At 63.7% G+C, this 23,441-nt stretch carries 23 protein-coding genes; 22 read left to right on the top strand and 1 reads right to left on the bottom strand.

All coding sequences use genetic code 11. The features are described 5' to 3' along the window. Positions 1-12 precede the first annotated feature (12 nt). The 15 genes from K7H91_RS09480 (at position 13) to K7H91_RS09410 (ending at position 13,095) form a co-directional block, all read left to right on the top strand. A complete protein-coding gene (locus K7H91_RS09480) occupies positions 13-1,302 on the top strand; it encodes an ABC transporter substrate-binding protein (RefSeq protein ID WP_230719989.1) in 1,290 nt (429 codons plus the stop codon). Between the two features lies 1 nt (position 1,303). Then, positions 1,304-2,053: an ABC transporter ATP-binding protein gene (locus K7H91_RS09475; RefSeq protein ID WP_230719988.1), complete on the top strand. Its 750-nt coding sequence runs from the start codon at positions 1,304-1,306 to the stop codon at positions 2,051-2,053. After that, positions 2,050-2,778 carry an ABC transporter ATP-binding protein gene (locus tag K7H91_RS09470; RefSeq protein ID WP_230719987.1) on the top strand — a complete coding sequence of 243 codons (729 nt, stop codon included), beginning with the start codon at positions 2,050-2,052 and terminating at the stop codon, positions 2,776-2,778. Before K7H91_RS09475 ends, K7H91_RS09470 begins: the two co-directional genes overlap by 4 nt. After that, entirely contained in the window at positions 2,765-3,622 is an 858-nt protein-coding gene (locus K7H91_RS09465) for a branched-chain amino acid ABC transporter permease (protein WP_230719985.1), read from the top strand. The genes K7H91_RS09470 and K7H91_RS09465 overlap by 14 nt, the downstream gene beginning before the upstream one ends. A gap of 3 nt (positions 3,623-3,625) precedes the next feature. Further along, entirely contained in the window at positions 3,626-4,669 is a 1,044-nt protein-coding gene (locus K7H91_RS09460; RefSeq protein WP_230719983.1) for a branched-chain amino acid ABC transporter permease, read from the top strand. Next, positions 4,666-5,685: a zinc-dependent alcohol dehydrogenase gene (locus K7H91_RS09455; protein WP_230719979.1), complete on the top strand. Its 1,020-nt coding sequence runs from the start codon at positions 4,666-4,668 to the stop codon at positions 5,683-5,685. The genes K7H91_RS09460 and K7H91_RS09455 overlap by 4 nt, the downstream gene beginning before the upstream one ends. 10 nt (positions 5,686-5,695) lie before the next feature. Beyond that, positions 5,696-6,493 carry an alpha/beta fold hydrolase gene (locus tag K7H91_RS09450; protein WP_230719978.1) on the top strand — a complete coding sequence of 266 codons (798 nt, stop codon included), beginning with the start codon at positions 5,696-5,698 and terminating at the stop codon, positions 6,491-6,493. Positions 6,494-6,504: 11 nt separating this feature from the next. Beyond that, positions 6,505-7,725, top strand: a complete 1,221-nt coding sequence (locus K7H91_RS09445) for an acyl-CoA dehydrogenase family protein (protein ID WP_230719977.1) — start codon at positions 6,505-6,507, stop codon at positions 7,723-7,725. Positions 7,726-7,783: 58 nt separating this feature from the next. Further along, positions 7,784-8,344, top strand: a complete 561-nt coding sequence (locus K7H91_RS09440; RefSeq protein WP_018064642.1) for a flavin reductase family protein — start codon at positions 7,784-7,786, stop codon at positions 8,342-8,344. A gap of 221 nt (positions 8,345-8,565) precedes the next feature. Further along, a complete protein-coding gene (locus K7H91_RS09435) occupies positions 8,566-9,285 on the top strand; it encodes an ABC transporter ATP-binding protein (protein ID WP_230719976.1) in 720 nt (239 codons plus the stop codon). Continuing rightward, positions 9,282-9,995 carry an ABC transporter ATP-binding protein gene (locus tag K7H91_RS09430; protein WP_230719975.1) on the top strand — a complete coding sequence of 238 codons (714 nt, stop codon included), beginning with the start codon at positions 9,282-9,284 and terminating at the stop codon, positions 9,993-9,995. Before K7H91_RS09435 ends, K7H91_RS09430 begins: the two co-directional genes overlap by 4 nt. Then, the gene (locus K7H91_RS09425; RefSeq protein ID WP_230719974.1) at positions 9,992-10,855 is read left to right on the top strand and encodes a branched-chain amino acid ABC transporter permease; all 864 of its coding nucleotides are present in this window, start codon (positions 9,992-9,994) and stop codon (positions 10,853-10,855) included. Before K7H91_RS09430 ends, K7H91_RS09425 begins: the two co-directional genes overlap by 4 nt. Positions 10,856-10,864: 9 nt before the next feature. After that, positions 10,865-11,896, top strand: coding sequence for a branched-chain amino acid ABC transporter permease (locus K7H91_RS09420; RefSeq protein ID WP_230719973.1), 1,032 nt, complete (start codon positions 10,865-10,867; stop codon positions 11,894-11,896). A 22-nt stretch (positions 11,897-11,918) separates the two neighbouring features. Beyond that, a complete protein-coding gene (locus K7H91_RS09415; RefSeq protein WP_230719972.1) occupies positions 11,919-12,755 on the top strand; it encodes an intradiol ring-cleavage dioxygenase in 837 nt (278 codons plus the stop codon). A 7-nt stretch (positions 12,756-12,762) separates the two neighbouring features. Further along, on the top strand, positions 12,763-13,095 hold the full coding sequence (locus K7H91_RS09410; protein WP_230719971.1) for a hypothetical protein: 333 nt from the start codon (positions 12,763-12,765) through the stop codon (positions 13,093-13,095). 3 nt (positions 13,096-13,098) lie between these two features. On the opposite strand, the gene K7H91_RS09405 is transcribed toward K7H91_RS09410, so the two are convergent. Continuing rightward, positions 13,099-14,049 (bottom strand): LysR family transcriptional regulator, encoded by a 951-nt coding sequence (locus K7H91_RS09405; protein WP_230719969.1) that lies wholly within the window; start codon positions 14,047-14,049, stop codon positions 13,099-13,101. A gap of 93 nt (positions 14,050-14,142) precedes the next feature. On the opposite strand from K7H91_RS09405, the gene K7H91_RS09400 reads away from it, so the two are divergent. The 7 genes from K7H91_RS09400 (at position 14,143) to K7H91_RS09370 (ending at position 23,415) form a co-directional block, all read left to right on the top strand. Continuing rightward, positions 14,143-15,216: a maleylacetate reductase gene (locus K7H91_RS09400; RefSeq protein ID WP_230719968.1), complete on the top strand. Its 1,074-nt coding sequence runs from the start codon at positions 14,143-14,145 to the stop codon at positions 15,214-15,216. A gap of 48 nt (positions 15,217-15,264) precedes the next feature. Then, on the top strand, positions 15,265-17,022 hold the full coding sequence (locus tag K7H91_RS09395) for an FAD-dependent oxidoreductase (RefSeq protein WP_230719967.1): 1,758 nt from the start codon (positions 15,265-15,267) through the stop codon (positions 17,020-17,022). 447 nt (positions 17,023-17,469) lie between these two features. Continuing rightward, positions 17,470-18,429 (top strand): VOC family protein, encoded by a 960-nt coding sequence (locus K7H91_RS09390; protein ID WP_230719966.1) that lies wholly within the window; start codon positions 17,470-17,472, stop codon positions 18,427-18,429. Further along, on the top strand, positions 18,429-19,079 hold the full coding sequence (locus K7H91_RS09385; RefSeq protein WP_230719965.1) for an alpha/beta hydrolase: 651 nt from the start codon (positions 18,429-18,431) through the stop codon (positions 19,077-19,079). The genes K7H91_RS09390 and K7H91_RS09385 overlap by 1 nt, the downstream gene beginning before the upstream one ends. A 93-nt stretch (positions 19,080-19,172) precedes the next feature. After that, positions 19,173-20,444: an ABC transporter substrate-binding protein gene (locus K7H91_RS09380; protein ID WP_230719964.1), complete on the top strand. Its 1,272-nt coding sequence runs from the start codon at positions 19,173-19,175 to the stop codon at positions 20,442-20,444. Positions 20,445-20,578: 134 nt separating this feature from the next. After that, the gene (locus K7H91_RS09375; protein ID WP_419197467.1) at positions 20,579-22,195 is read left to right on the top strand and encodes a GMC family oxidoreductase; all 1,617 of its coding nucleotides are present in this window, start codon (positions 20,579-20,581) and stop codon (positions 22,193-22,195) included. 182 nt (positions 22,196-22,377) lie between these two features. Then, the gene (locus K7H91_RS09370; protein WP_230719961.1) at positions 22,378-23,415 is read left to right on the top strand and encodes a helix-turn-helix domain-containing protein; all 1,038 of its coding nucleotides are present in this window, start codon (positions 22,378-22,380) and stop codon (positions 23,413-23,415) included. Positions 23,416-23,441 lie beyond the last annotated feature (26 nt).

Raw genomic sequence — 23,441 nt, 5'->3', positions numbered from 1 at the left:
AGGAGAACAGAAATGGCTTATATCAACAAACTGATCCGGCCCACCCGCCGCGGCGTGCTGCGCGGCATGGGGGCCGGCCTTGCGGCGAGCGTTCTGGGGTCGCCGGCGGTGCTGCGCGCCCAGACGGCGGGCAAGATCCGCATGGGGTATATTACGCCCGAAACCGGACCGCTCGGCCTGTTCGGGGAAACCGACGGCTATACCGTCCAGAAAATCCGCGAGGCGCTGGGCGGCAGGCTGCAATCGGCCAATGGCGATGTCTACGAGCTTGAAATTCTCGAGCGTGACAGCCAGTCGAACCCGAACAAGGCCGCCGAAATCGCCGGCGACCTGATCCTGAACGACGAAGTCCATCTTCTCGTGCCGGCATCGACCACCGACACCATTCTGCCCGCCATGGAGCAGGCCGAGCTTTACGAGACGCCGTCGATCTCGGCGGGCGCGCCATGGCAGGCCGTGATCATGCCGCGCGGCGGCGGCGAATTCGACTGGACCTACCATTTCTTCTGGGGTCTGGACGAGGCGCTGAACACGTTTGTCGGCCTGTGGAACGGGCTTGAGACCAACCGCAAGGTCGGCATGCTGTTTCCGCAGAACATTGACGGCGAGACCTGGGGCAATGAGGAATACGGCCTGCCCGTGCCGACCCGCGCCGCCGGCTACGAGGTCACCATTCCCGGCTATTTCCAGCCGCGCACCAATGACTTCTCGGCGCAGATCGCCACGTTCAAGCAGGCCGGCTGCGATATCATCGGCGGCATCACCTATCCCGATGATCTCAAGACCTTCGTGACCCAGTGCAACCAGCAGGGGTTCAAGCCGAAGGCGGTGACCGTGGCGGCGGCGCTGCTGTTCCCCGGCAGCGTGGAGGCGATGGGTCCGCTCGGCAACGGCATGACGACCGAAGTGTGGTGGACGCCGGCGTTCCCCTTCAAGTCCTCGATTACCGGGCAGACCAGCCGGGAGATCGCCGATCAGTGGGAAAGCGAGCAGAACCGCCAGTGGACGCAGCCGCTCGGCTATTCGCACAGCGTTCTGGAAGTCGCGATCGACGTGCTCAAGCGCTCGGCCGATCCTCTGGATCGCGAGGCCAATCGCGAGGCGCTGGCGGCGACCAATCTCGACACCGTGGTCGGACATATCAACTTTTCGGGCCAGCCGCACAAGAATGTCTGCACCACGCCGATCTTCGGCGGACAGTGGGTCAAGGGCGAGAAATGGCCTTACGACCTCAAGATCGTGGACAACAGCGTCAACCAATTGTTCGAGCCGCAGCAGAAGATCGTGGCGTTGAACTGGTAGGATGCAGATGCAACAGCCAAAAGGCGAACGCCAACGGCTTCTTCAGGCCCGGAACGTATCGAAAAGCTTCGGCGCGTTCCGGGTGCTGCATGATGTCGACTTTGATGTTTATCGCGGCGAGGTTCTCGGCATACTGGGCCCGAACGGCGCCGGCAAGACTACGCTGTTCAACATGATCAGCGGCGATCTGAAGCCCTCCGGCGGAGAGATCAGGCTTGGGGAGGTGCTGCTGAAGGGCGAGCCGCCCCACCGCCGCTGTCAGATGGGGATCGGCCGGACCTACCAGATTCCGCAGCCCTATTCCGGAATGACGACCTTCGAAAACCTGCTCGTCGCCTCGGCTTTCGGCGGCGGCCGGTCCGAGGCCGAGAGCTATGAGTTTTGCGCGCAGGTGCTGCGTGATTGCGAATTGCTGAACAAGGCCAATGCCCTGGCCGGTTCTCTGCCGCTTCTCGACCGCAAGCGGCTGGAACTTGCCCGGGCGCTCGCCTCGGGGCCCAAGCTTCTGTTGCTGGACGAGATCGCCGGCGGGCTGACCGATGAGGAATCGAAGGAGCTCGTCGCCCTGATTGCGCAGATCCGCGATCGCGGCGTCACCATCATCTGGATCGAGCATGTTCTGCATGCGCTGATGGCGGTGGCCGATCGGCTTCTGGTGCTGAATTTCGGCGAGAAGATCGCGGAAGGCGACCCCAAGACCGTCATCGCGAACCCCGATGTCATGCGGGTTTATATGGGGGTCGAGGCATGACGGAATTGTTGTCAACACACGGTCTGGTCGCCCGCTACGGCGATTTTCAGGCGCTCTACGATGTCGATGTCGCCATCGACGAAGGCGAGATCATCGCGCTGATCGGCGCCAACGGAGCCGGCAAGTCGACCTTCCTGCGGGCGGTCATGGGGCTGTTGCCGGTGAAGCCGGACATGGTGAGCCTCGACGGTCGGCCCATCGGCGGAACGCCCACCGACCAGATGGTGCAGAAGGGGGTCGCCATCGTTCCGGAGGGACGGCGGCTGTTCACCGGCATGTCCGTCAACGACAATCTGCGGGTGGCCATGGACCAGATCGGCAGCAGGGGCCGCAAGGGCGGTTGGACGCTGGACAGGGTGCAGCAGCTCTTTCCCATTTTGGAGGAGAAGGGACGTGTGGCCGTTCAAAACCTCTCCGGCGGCCAGCAGCAGATGGTTTCGATCGGGCGGGCCTTGCTGTGCCAGCCGCGCCTTCTGCTGTGCGACGAGATCAGCCTCGGCCTCGCGCCGAAAGTCATCCGCGAGATCTATGCTGTCCTGCCGGAAATTAGGGCGCAGGGGACGTCGATCGTGCTGGTCGAGCAGGATGTCGGGCTGGCGAAGAGCGCCTCCGACCGGCTCTATTGCATGCTTGAAGGGCGCGTGACGCTGAGCGGACGCTCGGATGATGTCACGCGCGAACAGATCAGCGAAGCCTATTTCGGGGGTGGCCATGCAGTGGTTTGACGCACTTGTACAGGGCATCCTGCTGGGCGGGATGTATGCGCAATACGCGCTGGGAATGGCCTTGATGTTCGGGGTCATGCGGATCGTGAATGTCAGCCATGGCGATCTGGTGATCCTGCTGTCGCTGATCGGCATCTCGCTGGCCTCGGCCTTCGGGCTCGGTCCGTTCACGGTGATGGCGGCGCTGGTGCCGCTGGCGGTGGCGATGGGCTGGCTTCTCCAGCGCGCGGTGCTGAACCGGGTGGTGGGCGAGGATCCGCTGCCATCGCTGATCGCGACCTTCGGCCTGTCGCTGGCGCTGCAGAACCTGATGCTGCAGATCTGGTCGGCGAACAGCCGCTCTTTGCCGGGCGGCGGGATTGAAAGCCAGTCGATCCAGATCGGCGGCATCTATATCGGCCTTCTGCCGGTGCTGGTCCTGCTGGTCGCGGCCGGCCTGACGCTGGCGCTCGACCTGATGTTGAAGCGCATGCGTTTCGGCCGGGCGCTCCGGGCCGCCGCCGCAGATGTCGAGGCCGCGTCGATGACCGGGGTCAACGCCAAAACCGTCTATGCCACGGCAACGGCGATCGCGGTCGGCATTCTCGGCTTTGCGGCCGTGTTTCAGGCGCTGCGGTCGACGGTTGCGCCCGCCGATGGCGGCGCGCAGCTGATCTATGCTTTTGAGGCCGTGATCATCGGCGGCATGGGTTCGGTCTGGGGCGCGTTCGCCGGTTCGATGGTGCTGGGTATCGCCCAGGCTGTTGGCTTTCGCCTGGATCCCGGCTTCGGCGTTCTGGCCGGCCATCTTGTCTTCCTGCTGATTCTAGCCGTGCGCCCTCAGGGCCTGTTCGGGAGAGCGTGAACCATGACTTCTCATTCTATCGCACCCGGCGCGGATGCAGCGCAGATCAGCATCAAGGTCCGGCGTCAGACCCTCTCCGGGATCATCGCGTTGAGCCTGTTCATGTTCGCCCTGGTGGCGCTCGCGGCCATGCCGTGGTGGGCCAAGACGGGCACGATCCGCATGGTGCTCGAATTGTGCTGCTACATTCTGGCGGCGCAGATGTGGAACCTGCTCGCCGGCTATGCCGGGCTGGTCTCGGTCGGCCAGCAGGCGTTCATGGGCGCGGCCGGCTACGCGCTGTTCGTCATGGCGCAGACCTTCGGCATCAACCCGTTCCTCGCCATCGGTCTCTCGCTGCTGGCGCCCGCGGTGCTGGCCGTTCCCTGCTACATGCTGCTGCACCGGCTGGACGGGCCCTATTTCGCCATCGGCACATGGGTGGTCGCCGAGGTGTTCCGTCTCGTGGCCTCCAATCTTGGTTGGGTCAATGCCGGGGCCGGCATGTCCCTGGGCGTGATGCGCGACTATTCCACCTTCGAGCGCAACATCGCCATGTCGCTGCTTTGCGCGCTGATGATCTTCGTCGCCATCGGCGGCGGCTACTGGTTCCTGCGCTCGCGCTTCGGCCTCGCGCTGATCGCCATGCGGGACAACCCCGTGGCGGCGGCAAGCCAGGGCGTCAATGTCCGCCGCCTGCGCTTCATGGTCTATATCGCAGCCGCCGTGGGATGCGGCCTTGCCGGCTCGGTCTATTTCATGGCGCAGTTGCGTATCAATCCCGCCTCGGCCTTTGACCCGATGTGGTCCAATGTCGCGATCTTCATCGTGATGATCGGCGGGATCGGCACGATCGAAGGCGTGCTGATCGGCGCGCTCATCTACTTCATCGCGGATCGTTATTTCGGCGAATACGGCGCGAGCTACTTCATCGTTCTCGGCGTGATGACCGTGCTGGTCGCGCTCTATGCCCGCACGGGAATCTGGGGGATGATCTCCAAACGCTGGGACGCGCCGTGGTTTCCGATCCGGCGCCATCTGATTGTCGAGAAGGAGGAGAGCGCATGAAGGCCGTCATCTTCGATACCGTCGGTCAGCCGCTGCGCGTCGGCGACAGGCCGGATCCGACGCCGGCGCCCGACGAGGTCGTGCTCAGGGTGGCCGCCTGCGGCATCTGCGGCAGCGACCTGCATATGAGCGTCGATCCCGAGCCCTTCGGCATTGCCGGCGACTTTGTGTTTGGCCATGAAATCGCGGGCGAGGTCGTGGCAACCGGCGGCGGCGTCGATACGCTGAAGGCGGGCGATCTGGTTGCCGTCGTGCCGATGCGCGGCTGCGGGCACTGCCCGCGTTGTCTTGCCGGCGATCCGGCGCGCTGCCCGGACATGACGCTGATCGGCGGCGGCTATGCGGACTATGTCTGCGTCGCCGCGCGTCAGTGCCGCGTGTTGCCCGAGGGCGTTGCGGCAAGCGATGCCGCGCTCGCCGAGCCGCTTTCGGTGGCGCTCCACTGCATCGTCCGCTCCGGCATGAAGCCGGGCGATCGTGTCGCCATTCTCGGCGCCGGGCCGATCGGTCTGCTGGTGGCGTTCTGGGCGCGGCGGCTGGGGGCTGCAAGCGTGGTGATGGCCGATCTCTACGATCATCAGGCCGAACGCGCCCGCGCTCTGGGGGCGACGGGCTTTGCGCTTTCCGGCGCGGGTCTTTCCGAAAATCTGAGCGATCAGTGCGGCGGCCCGCCCGATATCGTTTTCGAATGCGTCGGCAAGTCCGGCCTTCTGCAGGCGGCCGTCGAGGCTGTCCGGCTGCAGGGCAAGGTGATCGGCGTCGGGCTCTGCATCGGCGGCGATGAATGGGACCCGTTCGTGGCGCTCTCCAAGGAAATCGACCTGATCTTTTCGGCCTTTTTCCACCAGGCCAATGAATTCGGCGTGGCGCTCGACGCGCTTGCCAAGGGAGCCGTGGTCGCACCGCAGGCGATCATCACCGACCGCATCGGCCTTTCACCCGTGCCGCAGGTCTTCGAAGGCCTGCGCCGACGCACCACCCAATGCAAGGTGCTGATCCAGCCCGAACTTGTCTGAAGGAGAGAATATGACCGTTCAGTTTGAGACATCAGAATACGAGATCGGCGGCGTTCATACGGTGGTCAAAGCCATCGGCAAGGGCAAGCCGGTGCTGTTCCTGCATGGCGCGGCGACGCTGGAAGGCTTCGATTTCGCCGAAGGCCTGGCCGATCGTTTCCGGGTCTATTGCCCGAGCCATCCCGGCATGGGCTATTCCGGCGATGCACCGCATGTTTCAGGGTCAATGGATATCATCATCCATTATCTGAACCTGCTCGATGCGATGGACCTGCCGGAAAAGCCGCATCTGATCGGCTTTTCGATGGGCGGCTGGCTCGCCACCGAACTGGCGGCTATTGCCGGCGACCGGTTCGACCGCATCGTGCTGCTCGCGCCGGCGGGCCTCAATGATCCCGACCATCCCGCGACCGATCTCGGATCGATTGCGCCGCAGGACCTTCCCGGCTTTCTGGCGCATGACCCCAAGGTGGCGCTGCAATATTTCCCCGACGGGTCCGATGCCGCTTTCGCCGAGAAATTCGGCGCGGATCGCGCCCGCGAGGGTGAAACCGTCGGGCGGATCTGCGCGCCTTTCGGCATGGGTCATCCCAATCTGCGCCGCATGCTCGCCCGGATATCCAATCCGGCGCTGGTGGTCTGGGGCAAGGAGGACAGGCTTCTGCCGGCCAGCCAAATGCCCTTGTGGGTGGAGCAATTACCGAACGGCCAGGCTCTGTTGATCGAGGGCACCGGCCATCTGCTGCTGCAGGAGCAGCCCGATAGCGTGACAAAAATCGGCGATTTTCTCGCCGGACAAACACCGTAGGAGGAGATGACATGAACAAACATGTAAAGCCCGGATACTGGGGCGATAGCGTCGACTATCGCGACATCCTGAAAAAGATCGAGGAAATCGGTCCGACGCTCGAAGCCAATGCGCCGGCGGATGAGGAAGCGGGTGAACTGACGAAGGAAAGCTTCGAGGCGCTGAAACCGCTGCGCTTCTCGCATCTGATGGCAACCGAAGAGCTCGGCGGCGCGCAGATGCGCCCGACCGAGGTTCTGCAACTGATCGAGGCGGTGACCTGGTGGTCGGGCTCGGCTGGCTGGGTGTCGATGGTGCATTGCTGCATCGGCGCGATGTCAGCGGCGTTCCTGCCAGACAGTGCGGTCGAACGCCTGTTCGAACCCGGCAGCGACAACCGTTTCTCGGGGCAGGGCGCGCCGCTCGGCATGCTCAAGAAGGTCGACGGCGGCTACACGCTGACCGGCAAGTGGAGCTACGGATCGGGCTTCAGCCATGCGACCTGGTCGCATTCGGCCTGCTTCATCGATGACGGCAACGGCAAGCCGGCCAAGGATGCCGAGGGCAATGTCATCGTCATGTGCGCCCACGCTCCGATCGGCGAGCATGAACAGCTCGGCAACTGGGATGTGCTCGGCCTCAAGGGCACCGGTTCGATCGATTACTCCGCCAAGGATGTGTTCATTCCCGATGATCTGGTATTTCCGATCCTGTCGGCGCCGCCGCAGCGCCTGAAGGAACTGTTCAGCCTCGGCATTGTCGGCCTGGCATCGATCGGTCACACCGGCTGGGCCATGGGCACGGGCCGGCGGATGCTGGACGAAATCGCCAAATTCGCCCGCAGCAAGTCCGGCCGGGCCGGCATGCTCGGGGAAAGCGAGAAGTTCTGGTACGATTATGGCCGCGCGGAAGCCAATTATCGCGCCGCGCGCGCGTTCGTCATGGAGGTCTGGGGCGATATCGAGGCCAGCGCCGAGGCGGGCAAGATGATGACCACCCGTCAGGTCAGCCTTGTTCATCTGGCCAAGGCCCAGATCCATGAAGTGGGCGTCGATGTCTGCAACTTCGCCTATCGCGCGTCCGGCGGGGCCGGGCTCAGGGCCGGCGTGATCCAGCGCACCCTCCGCGACATGATGGTGGCGGCGAACCACTTCACCATCGCGCCGTCGCTTGTGACGTCTGCCGGCCGCGAGATCGGCGGGCTCTGGTCCGATCGGACCTGGCAGTTCTACGATCTGATCGAGAAGAAATAATCAAAGGCCGGGGCGCGCTGTCGTGCCCCGGCCAAACAGACTGCCGGAGTTATGCCTGATGCCTGAACACCATACCGTCGCCGAAGCCTTTCGCGAGGCTTTCCGTTGCCATCCCGCGGGCGTTGCGGTGATTACCGCCGATCCCGGCGATCAGCCGGTGGCGATGACCGTGTCCTCGCTGATTTCCGTCAGTGGGTCGCCGCCGACCATCGCCTTTTCGCTTTCGGCGCGCTCGCGCTCCACGGCAACGGTGCTGCAGGCGGAAACCGTGGTTATCCATATGCTGCGCTATCCGGATCTGGAACTGGCGCGGCTTGGCGCCACGCCCGGCGCCGACCGTTTCGGTCCGGGCATCGCCTGGACGCGACTTCCGACCGGCGAGCCGCGCTACACCAATGTTTCGACCTGGTTTAGGGCGCGCATCAGCGGAACGCTTGCGGTCGAGGGGGCAACGCTGGTGGCGGCCGAACTGCTTGAAGGGGCGACCGCCGATCTTGCCGCGCCCGAGCGGGAATCGCTGGTCTATCTGGATCGCCGCTGGCACCGGCTGCGCGAGGACAGCAGCGGGGTGGCGAGCCTCGCTTTGCTGGACGAGGAATATCGCGACGTTTTCCGCTGATCCGTTCGCGGCAGTAGTGCCGGAAGCCGGATAGTATAACCCGGAGCGATATTTTGACGAAGCTATCCGATCACGCTGCCCGTCATGGCGGGCTAAGATAGGCTCGGCGGCTGGTCACGCGGAACGGTCCGGGAAAACCGGTCTGCAGGCCGGATATTGCGAGGAGGCGGACTGTTCCGGCGCGCGCGCCGGGAGACGATCCGCAAGGGGAGAGAACAATTATGGCAGTCCTTTCAGTCAAGGGAATGTCGAAAAGCTTCGGCTCGCTGAAGGTCGCTGACGATGTCAGTTTCGATCTGGCCGCCGGCGAGGCCTTGGGCATTATCGGGCCGAACGGCGCGGGAAAGTCCACGCTCTTCAATCTCATTACCGGAAATCTCAAGCCGGATAGCGGACAGGTGATGCTCGACGGGCGCGACGTCACCCGCGAAACCCCGATGCAGCGCTGCGCCAGCGGCATTGGCCGCTCGTTCCAGATCCCACAGCCTTTCGGCCATCTCTCCGTCTATGAAAACCTGCTTGTGGCGGCCCGGTTCGGCGGTTCGGTCAAGGCCTCCGAAGCGCCGGATTTCTGCATGGAGCTTCTCACCCGAACGGGGCTCGATCATCTGGCCACCCAAAAGGCCGGATCGTTGCCGCTTCTCAGCCGCAAGCGGCTGGAACTGGCGCGCGCACTTTCCACCCGGCCGCATGTGATCCTGCTGGACGAGATCGCGGGCGGGCTGACCGATGGCGAGTGCGGCGAACTGGTGTCGACGATCCGCGCCATTCATGCCGAGGGCATGGCGATCATCTGGATCGAGCATGTGCTGCACGCGCTGAACGCGGTCGTGTCCCGGCTGATGGTGCTGAATTTCGGCGAGGTGCTGATGGACGGCAAGCCGGATACGGTCATGGCCGCGCCGAAGGTGCGCGAAATCTATCTGGGGATCGAGGCATGAGCGCGCTTCTGGAAATCCGCGACCTGACGGCTCATTACGGCGACTTTCAGGCCCTGTTCGGCGTCGATCTGACGCTCAGGCACGGCGAGGCGCTGGCCATCATCGGCGCGAACGGTGCCGGCAAGACCACGCTGATGCGCGCCATCACCGGCATCGCAAAGGTAACGGCGGGGACGGTCGCTCTGGATGGCAGGCGCATCGACCGGCTGGGCGCGCCGGACATTTTGCGCGCCGGCATCAGCATGATGCCGGAGGGCCGCTGCCTGTTTCCGAGCCTGAGCGTCGAGGAAAACCTCGAGATCGGGGCCCATGCCCGCAAGGGCAACGCCTACTGGACCCTGTCGCGCGTTTTCGAACTGTTTCCGGTTCTGGCGGAACGCCGCAGCCAGCCGGCGACCGCGCTTTCGGGCGGCCAGCAACAGATGGTGGCGCTCGGGCGGGCGCTGATGTCGAACCCGTCGGTGTTGCTGTGCGACGAGCTGAGCCTGGGGCTCGCCCCCGTCGTCATCCGCGAAATCTACGCCTCCTTCCCGAAAATCCGCGAGAGCGGCACGGCGATCATCGTTGTCGAGCAGGATATCGGACAGGCGCTCGCAATCGCCGATGTCGTCCATTGCATGATGGAAGGCCGCATCACCCTGTCGGGGCATCCTTCGGAACTGTCGCGCGAGGCCATCCACGACGCCTATTTCGGAGTAAGTCACGCATGATCTGGTTGGAAACGCTTGTTCAGGGCCTGTTGCTTGGCGGTCTTTACGCCCTGTTTGCCGCCGGGCTGAGCCTTGTCTTCGGCATCATGCGGCTGGTCAATCTGGCCCATGGCGACCTGATCGTGCTGGCCGCCTATCTGATCCTCGGCGTCGGCACGGTGCTGGGGCTTAACCCGTTCGTCGCGGCCCTGATCGCCATGCCGATCATGTTCGCGCTTGGCTATGTGCTGCAGATCGCGCTTTTGAACCGGGTGCTGGGCGAGGATATCCTGCCGCCGCTTCTGGTCACCTTCGGCCTGTCGATCGTCATCCAGAACGCGCTGCTGCAGCAGTTTACCGCCGACAGCCGCAAACTGCCGGTGGGTTCCATCGAGGCGCAGTCGCTGCATTTGGGGACGATGAATGTCGGCGTCATGCCGCTGATTACCTTTGCCTCGGCCATTCTCGTCATCCTCGGGCTGAACTGGATCTTCTACCGCACAGCGCTTGGCCGGGCCTTCAGGGCCACCTCCGACGATCCGGTGACGGCGCAGCTCATGGGCATCCGTCCGCAACGGGTTTTCGCGGTCGCCACCGGCATTGCGATGGTGGTGGCCACAATCGCCGCGCTTTACCTTGGCGCAAGGGCCAATTTCGATCCGTCGATCGGTCCCGCGCGCCTGCTCTACGCCTTCGAGGCGGTCATTATCGGCGGGCTTGGCAGCCTGTGGGGAACGCTGATTGGCGGGCTGATCATTGGCGTGGCGCAGGCGTTCGGCGCCGCCATAAACCCCCAATGGCAAATTCTGGCGGGCCATGTCGCCTTTGTCGTCGTGCTGCTCGTGCGGCCGCGCGGGTTGTTCCCGCGCGCATATGATTGAGGTCCGGCCATGAGAAACGCGTTTGAACTTCTTTTCTCCGCCGTCATCATCGTCATCCTGGCGATCATTCCGCTGTTCGGCATGCGCGCCCTGGTGCAGGACCTGTTCATGGTGCTGTGCCTGCTGGTTCTGGCCCTGAACTGGAACATGCTGGCGGGTTTTGCCGGGCTGGTCTCGGTCGGTCAGCAGCTCTTCGTCGGCGTCGGGGCCTATTCGATGTTCGCGGCCGCGATCCTGTGGGGGATCGATCCGCTGACGGGCATTCTGATCGGCGGGCTGGTGGCGATGGCGCTTTCGGTTCCGGTCGCCTTCTTCACCTTCCGTCTTTACGGCGCCTATTTCGCGATCGGCACATGGGCCGTCGCCGAAATCGCCCGGCTGTCCTTCAGCCAGTGGCGGGCGCTTGGCGGGGGAACGGGCACCGCGCTGCCCAGGGGGGCCGCGCGCGAAATGCCGGGCGTGCAGGCCTTGCGCGACCTTCTCGATATCTCGGGCGCGGCGGCGGTGGATGTGCTGACCTACTGGCTCGCCCTCGGGCTCGTCGTGATCATGCTCGCCGCAAGCTGGCTGTTCCTGCGCTCGCGCATGGGGCTGGGCCTGCAGGCGATGCGCGACAATACGGTCGCGGCACGCTCCGTTGGCGTCGATCCGCTGCGGCTCAAGGCGCTGGTTTTCATGCTGACCGCCTTCGGGACCGGGCTTTGCGGCGGGCTGATATTTCTTCAGACCGGCCGGATCGCGCCCGACGCCGCCTTTTCGGTGATCGACTGGACCGCCTTCGTCATCTTCATCGTCGTAATCGGCGGGATCGGCACCCTGCCGGGGCCGATCATCGGGGTGCTGGTGTTTTACGGGCTTCAGCGCCTGCTGTCGGACTATGGAACCGTCTATCTGATCATTCTGGGAATAATCGGCATTGCCATCATGCTGTTCGAAAGACGAGGACTGTGGGGAGGCGTCGTGCAGAAAACCGGCTTCGACTTCCTGCCGCTCGAACATCTTCCGCCGAAAACCGGCCCGCGCAATCGCAAAATCAAATGACCCCTTTGAGGAGCAGAAGTTCATGAGCTATTTCACCGAAGACAATTCCGCCAGCACCGTCAATCAACGCATGGGGCCCGAAACGGACGCGCGGCTGGCAGAGGTCATGTCCTGTCTCGTTCGCCATCTTCATGATTTCGCCAAGGAAATCCATCTGACCCAGGAAGAGTGGGACTATGCGATCGGGTTTTTGACGAAGACGGGCCAGATGTGCTCCGAGGAGCGGCAGGAGTTCATCCTGCTGTCGGACGTTCTCGGGTTCTCGATGCTGGTCGACGCGATCAACAACCGGCGGCCCGAAGGCGCGACGGAAAACACCGTCTTCGGCCCCTTCCATGTCGACGGCGCGCCAATCCGGCAGATGGGCGACAATATTTCCTTGGACGGCAAGGGCGAGAGCTGCCTGTTCGAGGGCCGTGTTCTCGACATTGACGGCAACACAATCGAAGGCGCGACGGTGGATGTCTGGTCGGACAATGCCGACGGCTATTACGACGTTCAGCAGCCGGGCATTCAGCCGAAATGGAACAATCGCGGGCGGTTCATCACCGGGGCGGACGGGCGCTACAGCTTCGTCGGCATCAAGCCGGTCAGCTACCCGATCCCCGATGACGGGCCGGTGGGACAGATGCTCGGCCATCTTGGCCGCCATCCCTATCGCCCTGCTCACATGCACTATCTCGTCACCGCGCCGGGCTATCAAAAACTGGTCACCCACACCTTTGTCGGCGGCGACAAATATCTGGAATCCGATGCCGTTTTCGGCGTCAAGAACACCCTGATCGCGCCCTATGAGCAGGTCGAGGACGGCGCGACCCTGTGGCGCTCCCCCTTCGATTTCGTTCTCGTTTCACAATGAGGTCAGAATGCCCAACGTCAAAATCTTCATCGATGAGGCGCAGTATGGCGCGGCGCGGGACGGTCTCGCGGCGTTTCTGCCGGATATGCGCACATCGCTGTGTTCCAGTCTCTCGGTTGGCAACGAAGCCTTCCAACTGGCGATAATCCCTGTGCTCGGCCTGCCGGACCAGCCTCAGATCAATGTCGAACTTTCTTTGCTGGAGCGGCCGGATCGCACGCGCGCAATGGTCACCGAAGTCGCCGGCCAGCTTCGCGAGCAGATCGGTCTCGCCACCGGGCAATCGGTCGCCGTGCGCATCGCGATGCTGGATCCCAAGACCTATGTCGCTCTAAAGTAGCGTTCAGCCGCGGCGTTGGGTCACCTGCTCCTCGTGCTCCATGCGCGCCTGCAGTCGCTGGGCTTCGGTCTGCAGGAAGGTGATGAACTGCTCGGCGGCCGGCGGTCTCTTTCCGTCGGTCTTGGTCATGACGCCAAGCTGGCGGTTCGGATGGTCGATTTTCAACGGCAGCGCGACAAGGGGAATGGTGCGGCGGTTCAGGAACACCACCGAATAGGGCAGCACGGTCAGCGAATCCGACCCCAGCAGAAGCGACTGGATGGATGCCAGCGTTCCACCCGAGAAATTGACCATGAAACTTTCCTGTCCCATGGATTTCAACGCGCGTTCCAGGTCGCGGTAGAGCGGGCTGTTGGAGGGCGGCGCGATCCACGGAAAAGGCGCGATCGCATCGGAGGTGATCGCCTTGATTCGCGTCAGCGGATGATCCTGCCGGCAGGCCACGACATTGCGGCCGGAAAGCAGCGGCAGAAACTCCATGTCCGCAGGCACCTGTCGGGGATGAAGCGGCAGGATGGCGATATCGAGACCGCCATTTCTCAACCCGGCCTCGAGCGTGTCCAGATAGCCGTAGGACTGATCGATATACACGTCAGAATAACGCGTCTGAAACTCGGCAATCAGCTTGGCCACGACGCCATCGGTGAAGATCGGCGAGCCGCCGACCCTCAGCCGGCCGGCCAGCCCCTGTCGGAAGCGCCGCACAAGAAGGCTGGCTTCACGATTGGCAGTCCGGATGCGATTGCCAAGCCGGGCAAGGCTTGCGCCGAGCTCGTTCGGGCGCAGCGGCCGGCGGCCCGGTTCGAACAGCGGCATGCCGATTCTTTTTTCCAGCAAGGTCATGCTGCGCGAAACCGAAGGCTGCGATTTCCCGAGCGCTTCCGCCCCCTCGGTCAAGCCGCCCTTTTCGACGATGACCGCCAATATCTCGAGATGTTCGCTGTCTATTTTCATAACTTAAGGGAATATTTTATTTCAAACATCAGATCAATATCCCCCATTGAATGGGGTAACGTGATTTTCAGTCCAGCATGAGGGGGGAGTCGAGTGTCTTTTTTTCGCGAGCAATTCACCGCGCGCAGCGCGGCCGTCCGGGTCCGCTTCGGCGCCGGAGTGCGCAAGAACATCGCAGAGGAACTGGAAACGCTCGGCGCCGAGCGCGCATTGATTCTGACCACGCCGCAGCAGGCTGAGCTGGCCGAGGCGTTCTCCGAATATTGCGGAGACCGCGCTGTCGGCGCCTACACCAATGCGACGATGCACACGCCGGTCGACGTCTCGGAAGAGGCGGCCCGCCGCGCCGAAGAACTGGGCGCGGACGTGCTGGTCGCGGTTGGCGGCGGCTCCACGATCGGGCTGGGCAAGGCCATCGCGCTCAGGACGGGTCTGCCTCAGATCGCCGTGCCCACCACCTATGCCGGGTCTGAGGCGACGCCGATTCTCGGCCAGACCGAAAATGGGCAGAAGACCACCCAGACCAATCCAAAAGTGCAGCCCGGCACCATTCTCTACGATGCCGAACTGGTCGCGACCCTGCCGGTTGAAATGACGGTAACCTCCGCGCTGAACGCGATGGCGCATGCCGCCGAGGGGCTCTACGCCCGCGACCGGTCTCCCATTTCCTCGCTGATGGCCGTCGAGGGGCTGCGCGCGTTCCGCGACAGCCTGCCGCGCGTTCTGGCCTCGCCCGAAGACGTGGCGACGCGCGGCGAGACGCTTTACGGCGCCTGGCTTTGTGGCACGGTGTTGGGGCAGGTCGGCATGGCGCTGCATCACAAGCTCTGCCACACGCTGGGCGGAAGCTTCAACCTGCCGCATGCCGAAACCCACGCGATCATCCTGCCGCATGCCCTGGCCTATAATGCCGGCGCGGTCCCGGAGCTTCTGGCGCCTGTTGCCGAGCTCTTCGAGGACGACAATCCGGGCAGGGGACTTTACAGGTTCGCCAAGGAAATCGGCGCGCCGCTGGCGCTCAGCGATCTTGGCGTGAGCGAGGCCGATCTCGACAAGGCGGCCGACCTTGCCGTCGCCAACCCCTACTGGAACCCGCGCCCGGTTGAACGCGATGCAATCCGGACGCTGCTTCAGGCGGCCTGGAGCGGGGACATGCCGGCCTTTTGATGTTTCGGCGGCATGACCCGCCTTATATTGTTTTTGGGAGGAGATTTTATGTCAGATATCACGACCGATGTATTGATCATCGGGACAGGACCCGCGGGTTCGGCGACCGCCGCTCTGCTTTCGAGCTACGGCATCGAAAACATGGCGATCAACCGCTATCGCTGGCTTGCCAATACGCCGCGCGCGCACATCACCAACCAGCGCGCCATGGAGGTGCTGCGCGATCTCGGCCGCGAGGTCGAGGACGAGGCCTATATGTTCGCCACCCATCAGGAGTTGATGGGCGAGAACATCTTCTGCGAAAGCCTTGCCGGCGAGGAAATCGGCCGCATGAAGGCCTGGGGCAACCATCCGCTGTCCAAGGCCGAGCATCTGATGTCGTCACCGACGAAGATGAACGACCTGCCGCAGACCTTCATGGAGCCGCTGCTGTTCAAGACGGCATGCGCGCGCGGAACCCAGGCGCGGATGTCGACCGAATATCTGCGCCACCAGCAGGATGCCGAGGGCGTGACCACCACCTGTCTGGACCGGCTGACGCAGAAGGAATTCACGATCCGGTCGAAATATCTGATCGGCGCGGATGGCGGCAAGTCGCTGGTGGCGGAGAATGAAAATCTGCCCTTCGAGGGCAAGATGGGCGTCGGCGGATCGATGAACATCCTGTTCAAGGCGGACCTCACGAAATACGTCGCTCATCGTCCCTCCGTGCTTTACTGGGTGATGCAGCCCGGCGCGGATGTCGGCGGCATCGGCATGGGGCTGGTGCGCATGGTGCGGCCGTGGAACGAATGGCTGATCGTCTGGGGCTACGATATCAACGAGCCCGAACCTGTCGTGACCCCGGAATTCGCCACCGGCGTTGCCCGGCAGTTGATCGGCGATCCGGAGCTCGAGATCGAGCTTCTGGCGGCCAACACCTGGACGGTGAACAATTTCTACGCCACCAAAACATCCAGCGGCCGGGTGTTCTGCATGGGCGACGCCATCCACCGCCATCCGCCCTCGAACGGCTTGGGCTCCAACACCTCGATCCAGGATGCCTTCAACCTCGCCTGGAAACTGGCCATGGTTCTGAAGGGGCAGGCGGGCGAGCATCTGCTCGACAGCTACGACGCCGAGCGGGCGCCCGTCGCCAAGCAGATCGTCACCCGGGCAAACCAGTCGATCGCCGAAACCGGCCCGATCTTCGCAGCCCTCGGCATGGCCGAAGGGGTGAACCCCGAGCAGATGCAGAAGAACCTCGAGGCGCGCACCAACGGCACGCCGGAGGCCGAAGCGCAGCGCGAGGCGATCCGCAAGGCGATCGCCTTCAAGAAATATGAGTTCGACGCCCACGGTGTCGAGATGAACCAGCGCTACAGCTCGGACGCGGTGGTGACGGACGGTCAGATCGAGCCGGCCTTCCAGCTCGACGCCGACCTTCACTATCAGCCCACCACATGGCCCGGCGCGCGGCTGCCGCATGCCTGGCTTTACCGCCACGACAACGGGGCCGAGGTCTCGACGCTGGATCTGTGCGGCCACGGCCGGTTCACCATTCTGACCGGGCTCGGCGGCGAGGCCTGGGTCGAGGCGGCCGCCCGGGTCGGCGATGCGCTCGGCATCGAGATCGTGACCCATGTGATCGGGCCGCGCCGGGAATATGTCGACCATAGCGGCGAATGGGCAAGGCTGGCGGAAATCTGTGACAGCGGCTGCCTGCTGGTCCGCCCGGATCACCACGTCTGCTGGCGCGTGTCCTCGCCCGTTGACGATCCGGAGGCCGAACTGCACCGGGCCCTGAAACGCATCCTGGCCCGGTAGGCCAGGGAAAATCCGAGGCGGAAAGCGAACGGTTTGGATGTGAAGCAGCCCAGCCGGGATCTGCAAGACTTCATAACAAAAGGTGATGCAAGTTTTCGAACATCGCATAACCGGCGCTTTCGCCATGGGTTAGTCTGATTTCAGGAGGATCGGTTTGGAGGAAACGCCGATGACGCGACCGAATTGAACACGCTTCGCCTGACGTTGAAGACGCCGGGAGATGATGGTTCAATTCTTTCGCTGTTTCGGCTTGGGCGCTGTCGCACACGAATGAGGCGTTGCGACGCCGCTATTTTCAGATCGATGACGACTTTGCGGGAGCATCCATGTTTGTGCGTGGCTGCTGCCAGAACGGCTTAGTAAGCTTGCGTTTACGAAAACGGCGCTGCGGGGAGTGTTCTTCATGCGGCGCCGCACGGACAGACTGCATTTTGGGAGGATTGTATCTTGGCACAAATCAGCGGCTATCATCATCTGACGCTTTCCACGGATGGCGCGCAGGAGGATTTCGACTTCTACACCAAGACCCTGGGACTTCACTCGGTCAAGCGCACGGTGCTGTTTGACGGCGTGATCCCGGTCTATCACCTCTATTACGGCTCGCCCGATGGCGACGCCTCGACCATCATCACCACCTTCCCGTTCCGCAAGCCCGGCGTCTATGGCCGCCGCGGCACGAACCAGTCGCGCACCATCATGCAGGCGATCCCGAAGGGGGCTGCGAACTTCTGGGTCGACCGGCTGAACGAGCGGGGCATCAAGGCCGAGAAGGTCACCCGTTTCGGCGCGGACCGCATCGTCTTCGCCCATCCCTGCGGCATTCCGCATGAGCTGGTGGAAAGCGACAGCGACAACCGCACGCCGATTGCCAACGAGGCGCAGGGCGTGAGCGCCGAGCACGGCATCAAGGGCATTTACGGCGCGCTGGTCGCCTGCTTCGATCGCGCCGCGATGGATGATTTCATGACCATCGCCCTGCCTTTGACCAAGGAGGCCGATACGCATGAGGGCACGGTCTATCGGGTCCCGGACGCCGATGGCATCATCCAGCGCGTCGAGGTTATTGATGACCGGGAGAGCCCGCAGGGCACATGGACGCTGGCGGGCGGCACGATCCATCATCTGGCGCTGAACACCGGCGATGAGGAAAACCAGATGAATTTGAGGGCCCATATCGAGGGTCTCGGCTTCACCGACATTTCCGAGCAGAAGGACCGCAACTACTTCAAGTCCTGCTATGTCCGCTCGCCGGGCGGCGCGCTGTTCGAACTGGCCTGGACCACGCCGGAGGGCTGGGCCCGCGACGAGCCTCCGGGTCAGATCGGCAAGACGCTTGTGTTCCCGCCATGGTTCAAGGATCGGGAGGAAGAGCTGCGCGCCGGGCTGGAAGAGGCCGAGTTCGCCTGATGTCATCAAGCGCGCTTCATCTTGCGGCGGAAAAACAGGCCAGAGCGATCTGTGTGTTTGTGCATGGCCGCGGGCAATCGCCCGAGGAGATGCAATCCCATGTTCTGGCCCGCCTTGATGCGCCGGATGTCGCTTTCGTTCTACCGCGGGCCGCAGGCGGCTCGTGGTATGACGCCCGGGCCATCGACGCCCTGACCGACGGGACGCGCACCGCGCTCCAGGCGGCGCTGGATCAGCTTGCCGGTGATGTCGCCGAGGCGCGCGCCGCCTTCGGCGAACTGCCGTTGCTGCTCGCCGGATTTTCGCAAGGGGCCTGTCTCGCGCTGGAATATGCCTTTGCAGGGCTTGCCGCCCCGCAGGCGCTCGCAGCTTTCACCGGCTGCCGCGTGGGCGTTGCGACGGATGACCGGCCCCATCGGCTGGCGCCCGAACTGCCGGTCTATCTGACGGGCTCGGATGCCGATCCGTGGATACCCGTCACCGCCTTCGCCGAGGCCGCATGCGAACTTGGCGCGGGCAAGGGCCGGTTGCGCGCGGACATTTTCCCCGGTCGCGGCCATGAGGTCTCGGACGCGGAAGTGGCCATGCTGCAAAATCTGTTGCAGGATCTGGCTGCCGGCGGGTCCATTGGCATGGGGGCGGCCCGCTAGCTGCATATTTTCCCGAGCCGCCGCTGCGGAGGCGTTCGCGATGCGGATGGCAGCGGTCGGGCAGAGGGATCGTTACAAAAAGGGAGAGGAAGAATGATCAACAGACGTAAGTTTCTGCGCTCCACGGCAGCCACCGGGCTGATGCTTGCAGCACCCGGGCTCGCCGCGCCCGCGATCGCCCAGGGCAGCAAGATCAAGCTCGGCTATGTCTCGCCGCAGACCGGGCCGCTGGCCGGCTTTGCCGAAAGCGACAATTACAATATCGAGGCCTTCCTGACATCGTCGGTCGGCAAGAATTTCGAGGTGATTGTCAAGGACAGCCAGTCCAATCCCAACCGCGCCGCCGACGTTGCCAAGGAACTGATCCTGAGCGACGAGGTCAATCTGATGCTGGTCGCCTCGACGCCGGAAACCACCAATCCGGTTTCAGGCGTGTGCGAGTCCGAGGGGATTCCGGTGCTTTCGACCGTTGCGCCCTGGCAGCCCTGGTTTATCGGCCAGCAGGCCAATCCGCGCGATCCGTCAAGCTGGCAACCTTTCGAGTTCGCGTTCCACTATTTCTGGGGCATGGAAGATATCATCGCGGTCTACACAGCCATGTGGGATCAGCTTCAGACCAACAAGTCCGTCGGCGGCCTGTTCCCCAACGATGCCGACGGTAATGCCTGGGGCGATCCCGAGACCGGCCTGAAGCCGGGGCTAGCCGAACGCGGCTATGCGCTGACCAATCCCGGCAGTTTCCAGAACCTGTCAGATGATTTCTCGGCCCAGATCAACGCGTTCAAGGCGGCGAACACCGATATCATCACCGGCGTTCTCATTCCGCCGGATTTCACCACCTTCTGGAATCAGCTGCGCCAGCAGGGCATGCAGCCGAAGGCCGTCACGGTTGCCAAGGCGCTGCTGTTCCCGCAATCGGTCGAAGCGCTCGGCGAGGCGGGCAACAATCTGTCCTCGGAAGTGTGGTGGACGCCGAACCACCCATTCTCATCCTCCGTGACCGGGCAGAGCTCGGCCGAGCTTGCGGCGGATTTCACGGCCAAGACCGGTCGGCCATGGACCCAGCCGATCGGCTTCGTCCACTCGCTGTTCGAGGTCGCCGCCGATGTCATGGGACGCGCCGAAGACCCCACCGACGGAGAGCTCGTCGCCGAGGCGATTGCCGCCACCGACATGGAATGCGTCGTCGGCCCGATCGCCTGGAATGGCAAGGGCGTGCCGCCGTTTGCTGCCAAAAACGTCTGCAAGACCCCGCTCACCGGCGGCCAGTGGCGGATCAAGGATGACGGCGGTTATGATCTGGTGATCGTCGAAAACGGCGCGGCCCCCGAAATTCCGACCGGCGGCACGATGGAGGCGCTTTAGGGCGCTCTCGGTCGGCGGGAGCGTCTGCCCTCTGCCACAATGACAAAGCATGATGTTGGAGCGGGTTTGCGTTCGATGAAACGCGGAGCCGCTCCAGAGGCATCGACCCTGCGGGCGTGCCTGGAGTGATGAGCATGGTTGAAACGGATATCGTCGACGAGGGCGAATTCGATTATATCGTCGTCGGGGCGGGGTCTGCCGGCTGCGTGCTGGCCAACCGGCTCAGCGCCAACCCGGCCAACCGGGTTCTGCTGCTGGAGGCGGGTGGGCGCGACAACCACCATTGGGTCCACATCCCGGTCGGCTATCTCTATGCCATGGGCAATCCCCGGCTCGACTGGTGTTATCGCACGGAGCCGGAGGCGGGGCTGAACGGCCGCGCGCTCGCCTATCCGCGCGGCAAGGTGCTGGGCGGGTGCTCCTCGATCAACGGCATGATCTACATGCGCGGACAGGCGGCGGATTACGACCAGTGGCGGCAGGCCGGCTGCACCGGTTGGGGCTGGGACGATGTGCTGCCGCTGTTTCGCAAATCGGAAAATCACTTTGGCCCGGAGAGCGCGGTCCACGGCAAGGGCGGCGAGCTGGACGTCTGCGAGCAGCGCCTGCACTGGCCCGTACTCGATGCGCTGGCCGCGGCGGCCGAGGAGATCGGCATTCCCGCAACCGACGACTTCAACGATGGCGACAATGAGGGCGTCGGCTATTTTCCGGTGAACCAGCGCGGCGGGTTGCGCTGGAATGCCCGCAAGGCGTTCCTGAACCCCGCCCGGTCGCGCCGCAATCTGTGCATCGAGACGAAGGCCCAGGTTGAGCGCGTTGCCCTGTCACAGGGGCGGGCGGAGGCCGTGATCTACCGCCAGAACGGCCGGCTCAAACGGGCCGCCTGCCGGGGCGAGATCGTGCTTGCCGCCGGCGCGGTGAACACGCCGCAGCTTCTGGAGCTTTCCGGCATTGGCGATGGCGGCCTGCTGCAATCCCTCGGTCTTCCCGTGGCGCTCGATATTCCAGCCGTGGGCGGAAACCTCCAGGACCATCTGCAAATCCGCACCGTGTTCCGCATCACCGGCGCGCTCACCCTGAACGATCGTCTCGCAACGCTTGCGGGCAAGGCCGGCATTGCCCTCGAATATGCCTTTCGCCGCACCGGGCCGATGTCAATGGCGCCGAGCCAGCTCGGCATCTTCACCCGGTCCTCGCCCGAGCATGATCGGGCCAATCTCGAATATCATATCCAGCCGCTTTCGCTGGAAGCCTTCGGGCAGCCGCTCGACAAGGAGCCGGGGGTGACGGTTTCCGTCTGCAATCTGCGGCCGGAAAGTCGCGGCACGATCCATATCACCGCGCCCGCGCCAGATCGCCCGCCCGAAATCCGGCCTCGCTATCTTTCCGCGCACGCCGACCAGATCATCGCCGTCGACAGTCTCCGCCACGCCCGACGTCTGATGGCCGCCGCTGGTCTGGTGGGGCTCAACCCGCGCGAGATCAAACCTGGGCCGGATGTGCAGTCGGATGAAGAGCTGCTGGCGGCGGCGGGCAGGCTCGGCACCACCATTTTCCACCCCGTCGGCACGGCCCGCATGGGCAACGACCCCGCAAGCGTAGTCGATCCGGCGCTGAAACTGCGCGGCCTCGCCAATCTGCGCATCGCCGACGCCTCGATCATGCCCACGATCCCCTCCGGCAACACCCATGCGCCGGTGACGATGATCGCGGAGAAGGCCGCCGAGATGATGCTGGCGTCGCGATAGAGGAAGCGCTCGCACTCCCTTCGAAGGCCGGCGGAAACCGGCGCGATTTGAGGATAGCGGCGGAATGCTTTACAGTATTTAAGCTGACGATCATCAAAGGCCGCGCGCCCGGGCGGGTCTTTATTGAGTTGATTGGAAAGGAGCAAGCGGCGGTGATGCCGCCGCCTTGGGGGAGACGCAAATTGCCGGAAGAGACCACAGCCAAGCCAATGGTGGAGGACGTCGTCCCAAACGACGTCTTTGCGAGCACAGACTACCAGGAATGGCGCGACGCCATGAGCCAGCTCTACCTGCCCACTTTGGATGCCGCCGCGGACGAACCGTTCCGCGCGGAAGTGAACGGTTTCCTGCTCGGTTCAGGGACGCTGGGGCGTTGCGCAAGCGTGCAGCAGGCCTTTTCGCGCAGTCGCACGCAGATCGGCCGCGATGGGGTCGACAACTACATGATCCAGATATTCCTCAAGGGGCGCTGCCACGCGCGCACCGCGCGCGGCGATGTCATTCTCGATGCCGGCGACATCTGTATCTTCGACAATGCCGAGCCGCTCGACACCGTCAACGAGGATTTCGACCTTATGGCGCTTGCCGTGCCGCGTGACCGGCTTGCGCCGCTGCTGCACGAGCCCGATGGGCTGCATTACCGGCGCGTGCGCCGCGACACGCCGCTGGCCCATCTGTTCCGCACCCATGTTCTGGATGTCTATCGCATGGCCCCTGCAATCCGGGCAGCGGACGGTCCCCAGGTGTTTTCGGCGCTGGTCCATTTTCTTGCCGCCGTCATCAATAACGGCCGCGAGCTTTCCGACGAACAGACGTCCTTGCTGCAACAAAGCGTGCTGCAGGAGGTGCGCCGGCATATCGACGCCAATCTCGAAAGCGAAAATCTGACGGTGGAGGATATCGCCGCCCGCTTCGGCATCTCGCGGACGAAGCTTTATCGCCATTTCGAACCCTATGGCGGCGTCGCGGCCTTTGTGCGGGAGCGGCGGCTCGCGGCGGCCTATCACAAGCTCACAGATCCGTATGCACTGCCGTTCAACAACAACGCCATCGCCGCCTCGGTCGGGTTCCAGTCCGAAAGCGCCTTTATCCGGGCCTTCCGCCGCCGCTATGACATGACGCCGGGCGAGGCCAGGCGGCAACGCCACGCAGCCGCGATGTCCGCCGCTTCCGGCGCCGCGACAAGATATACCTGGCCTGCATGGTTTGCAGGCGTCTGACGCGGGGCGGGCCTCCGCTTGAAGAA

The sequence above is a fragment of the Martelella mediterranea genome (assembly GCF_021021415.1).
Taxonomy (GTDB): domain Bacteria; phylum Pseudomonadota; class Alphaproteobacteria; order Rhizobiales; family Rhizobiaceae; genus Martelella; species Martelella mediterranea_C.
This window is presented reverse-complemented; position numbering and strand designations above follow the sequence as displayed.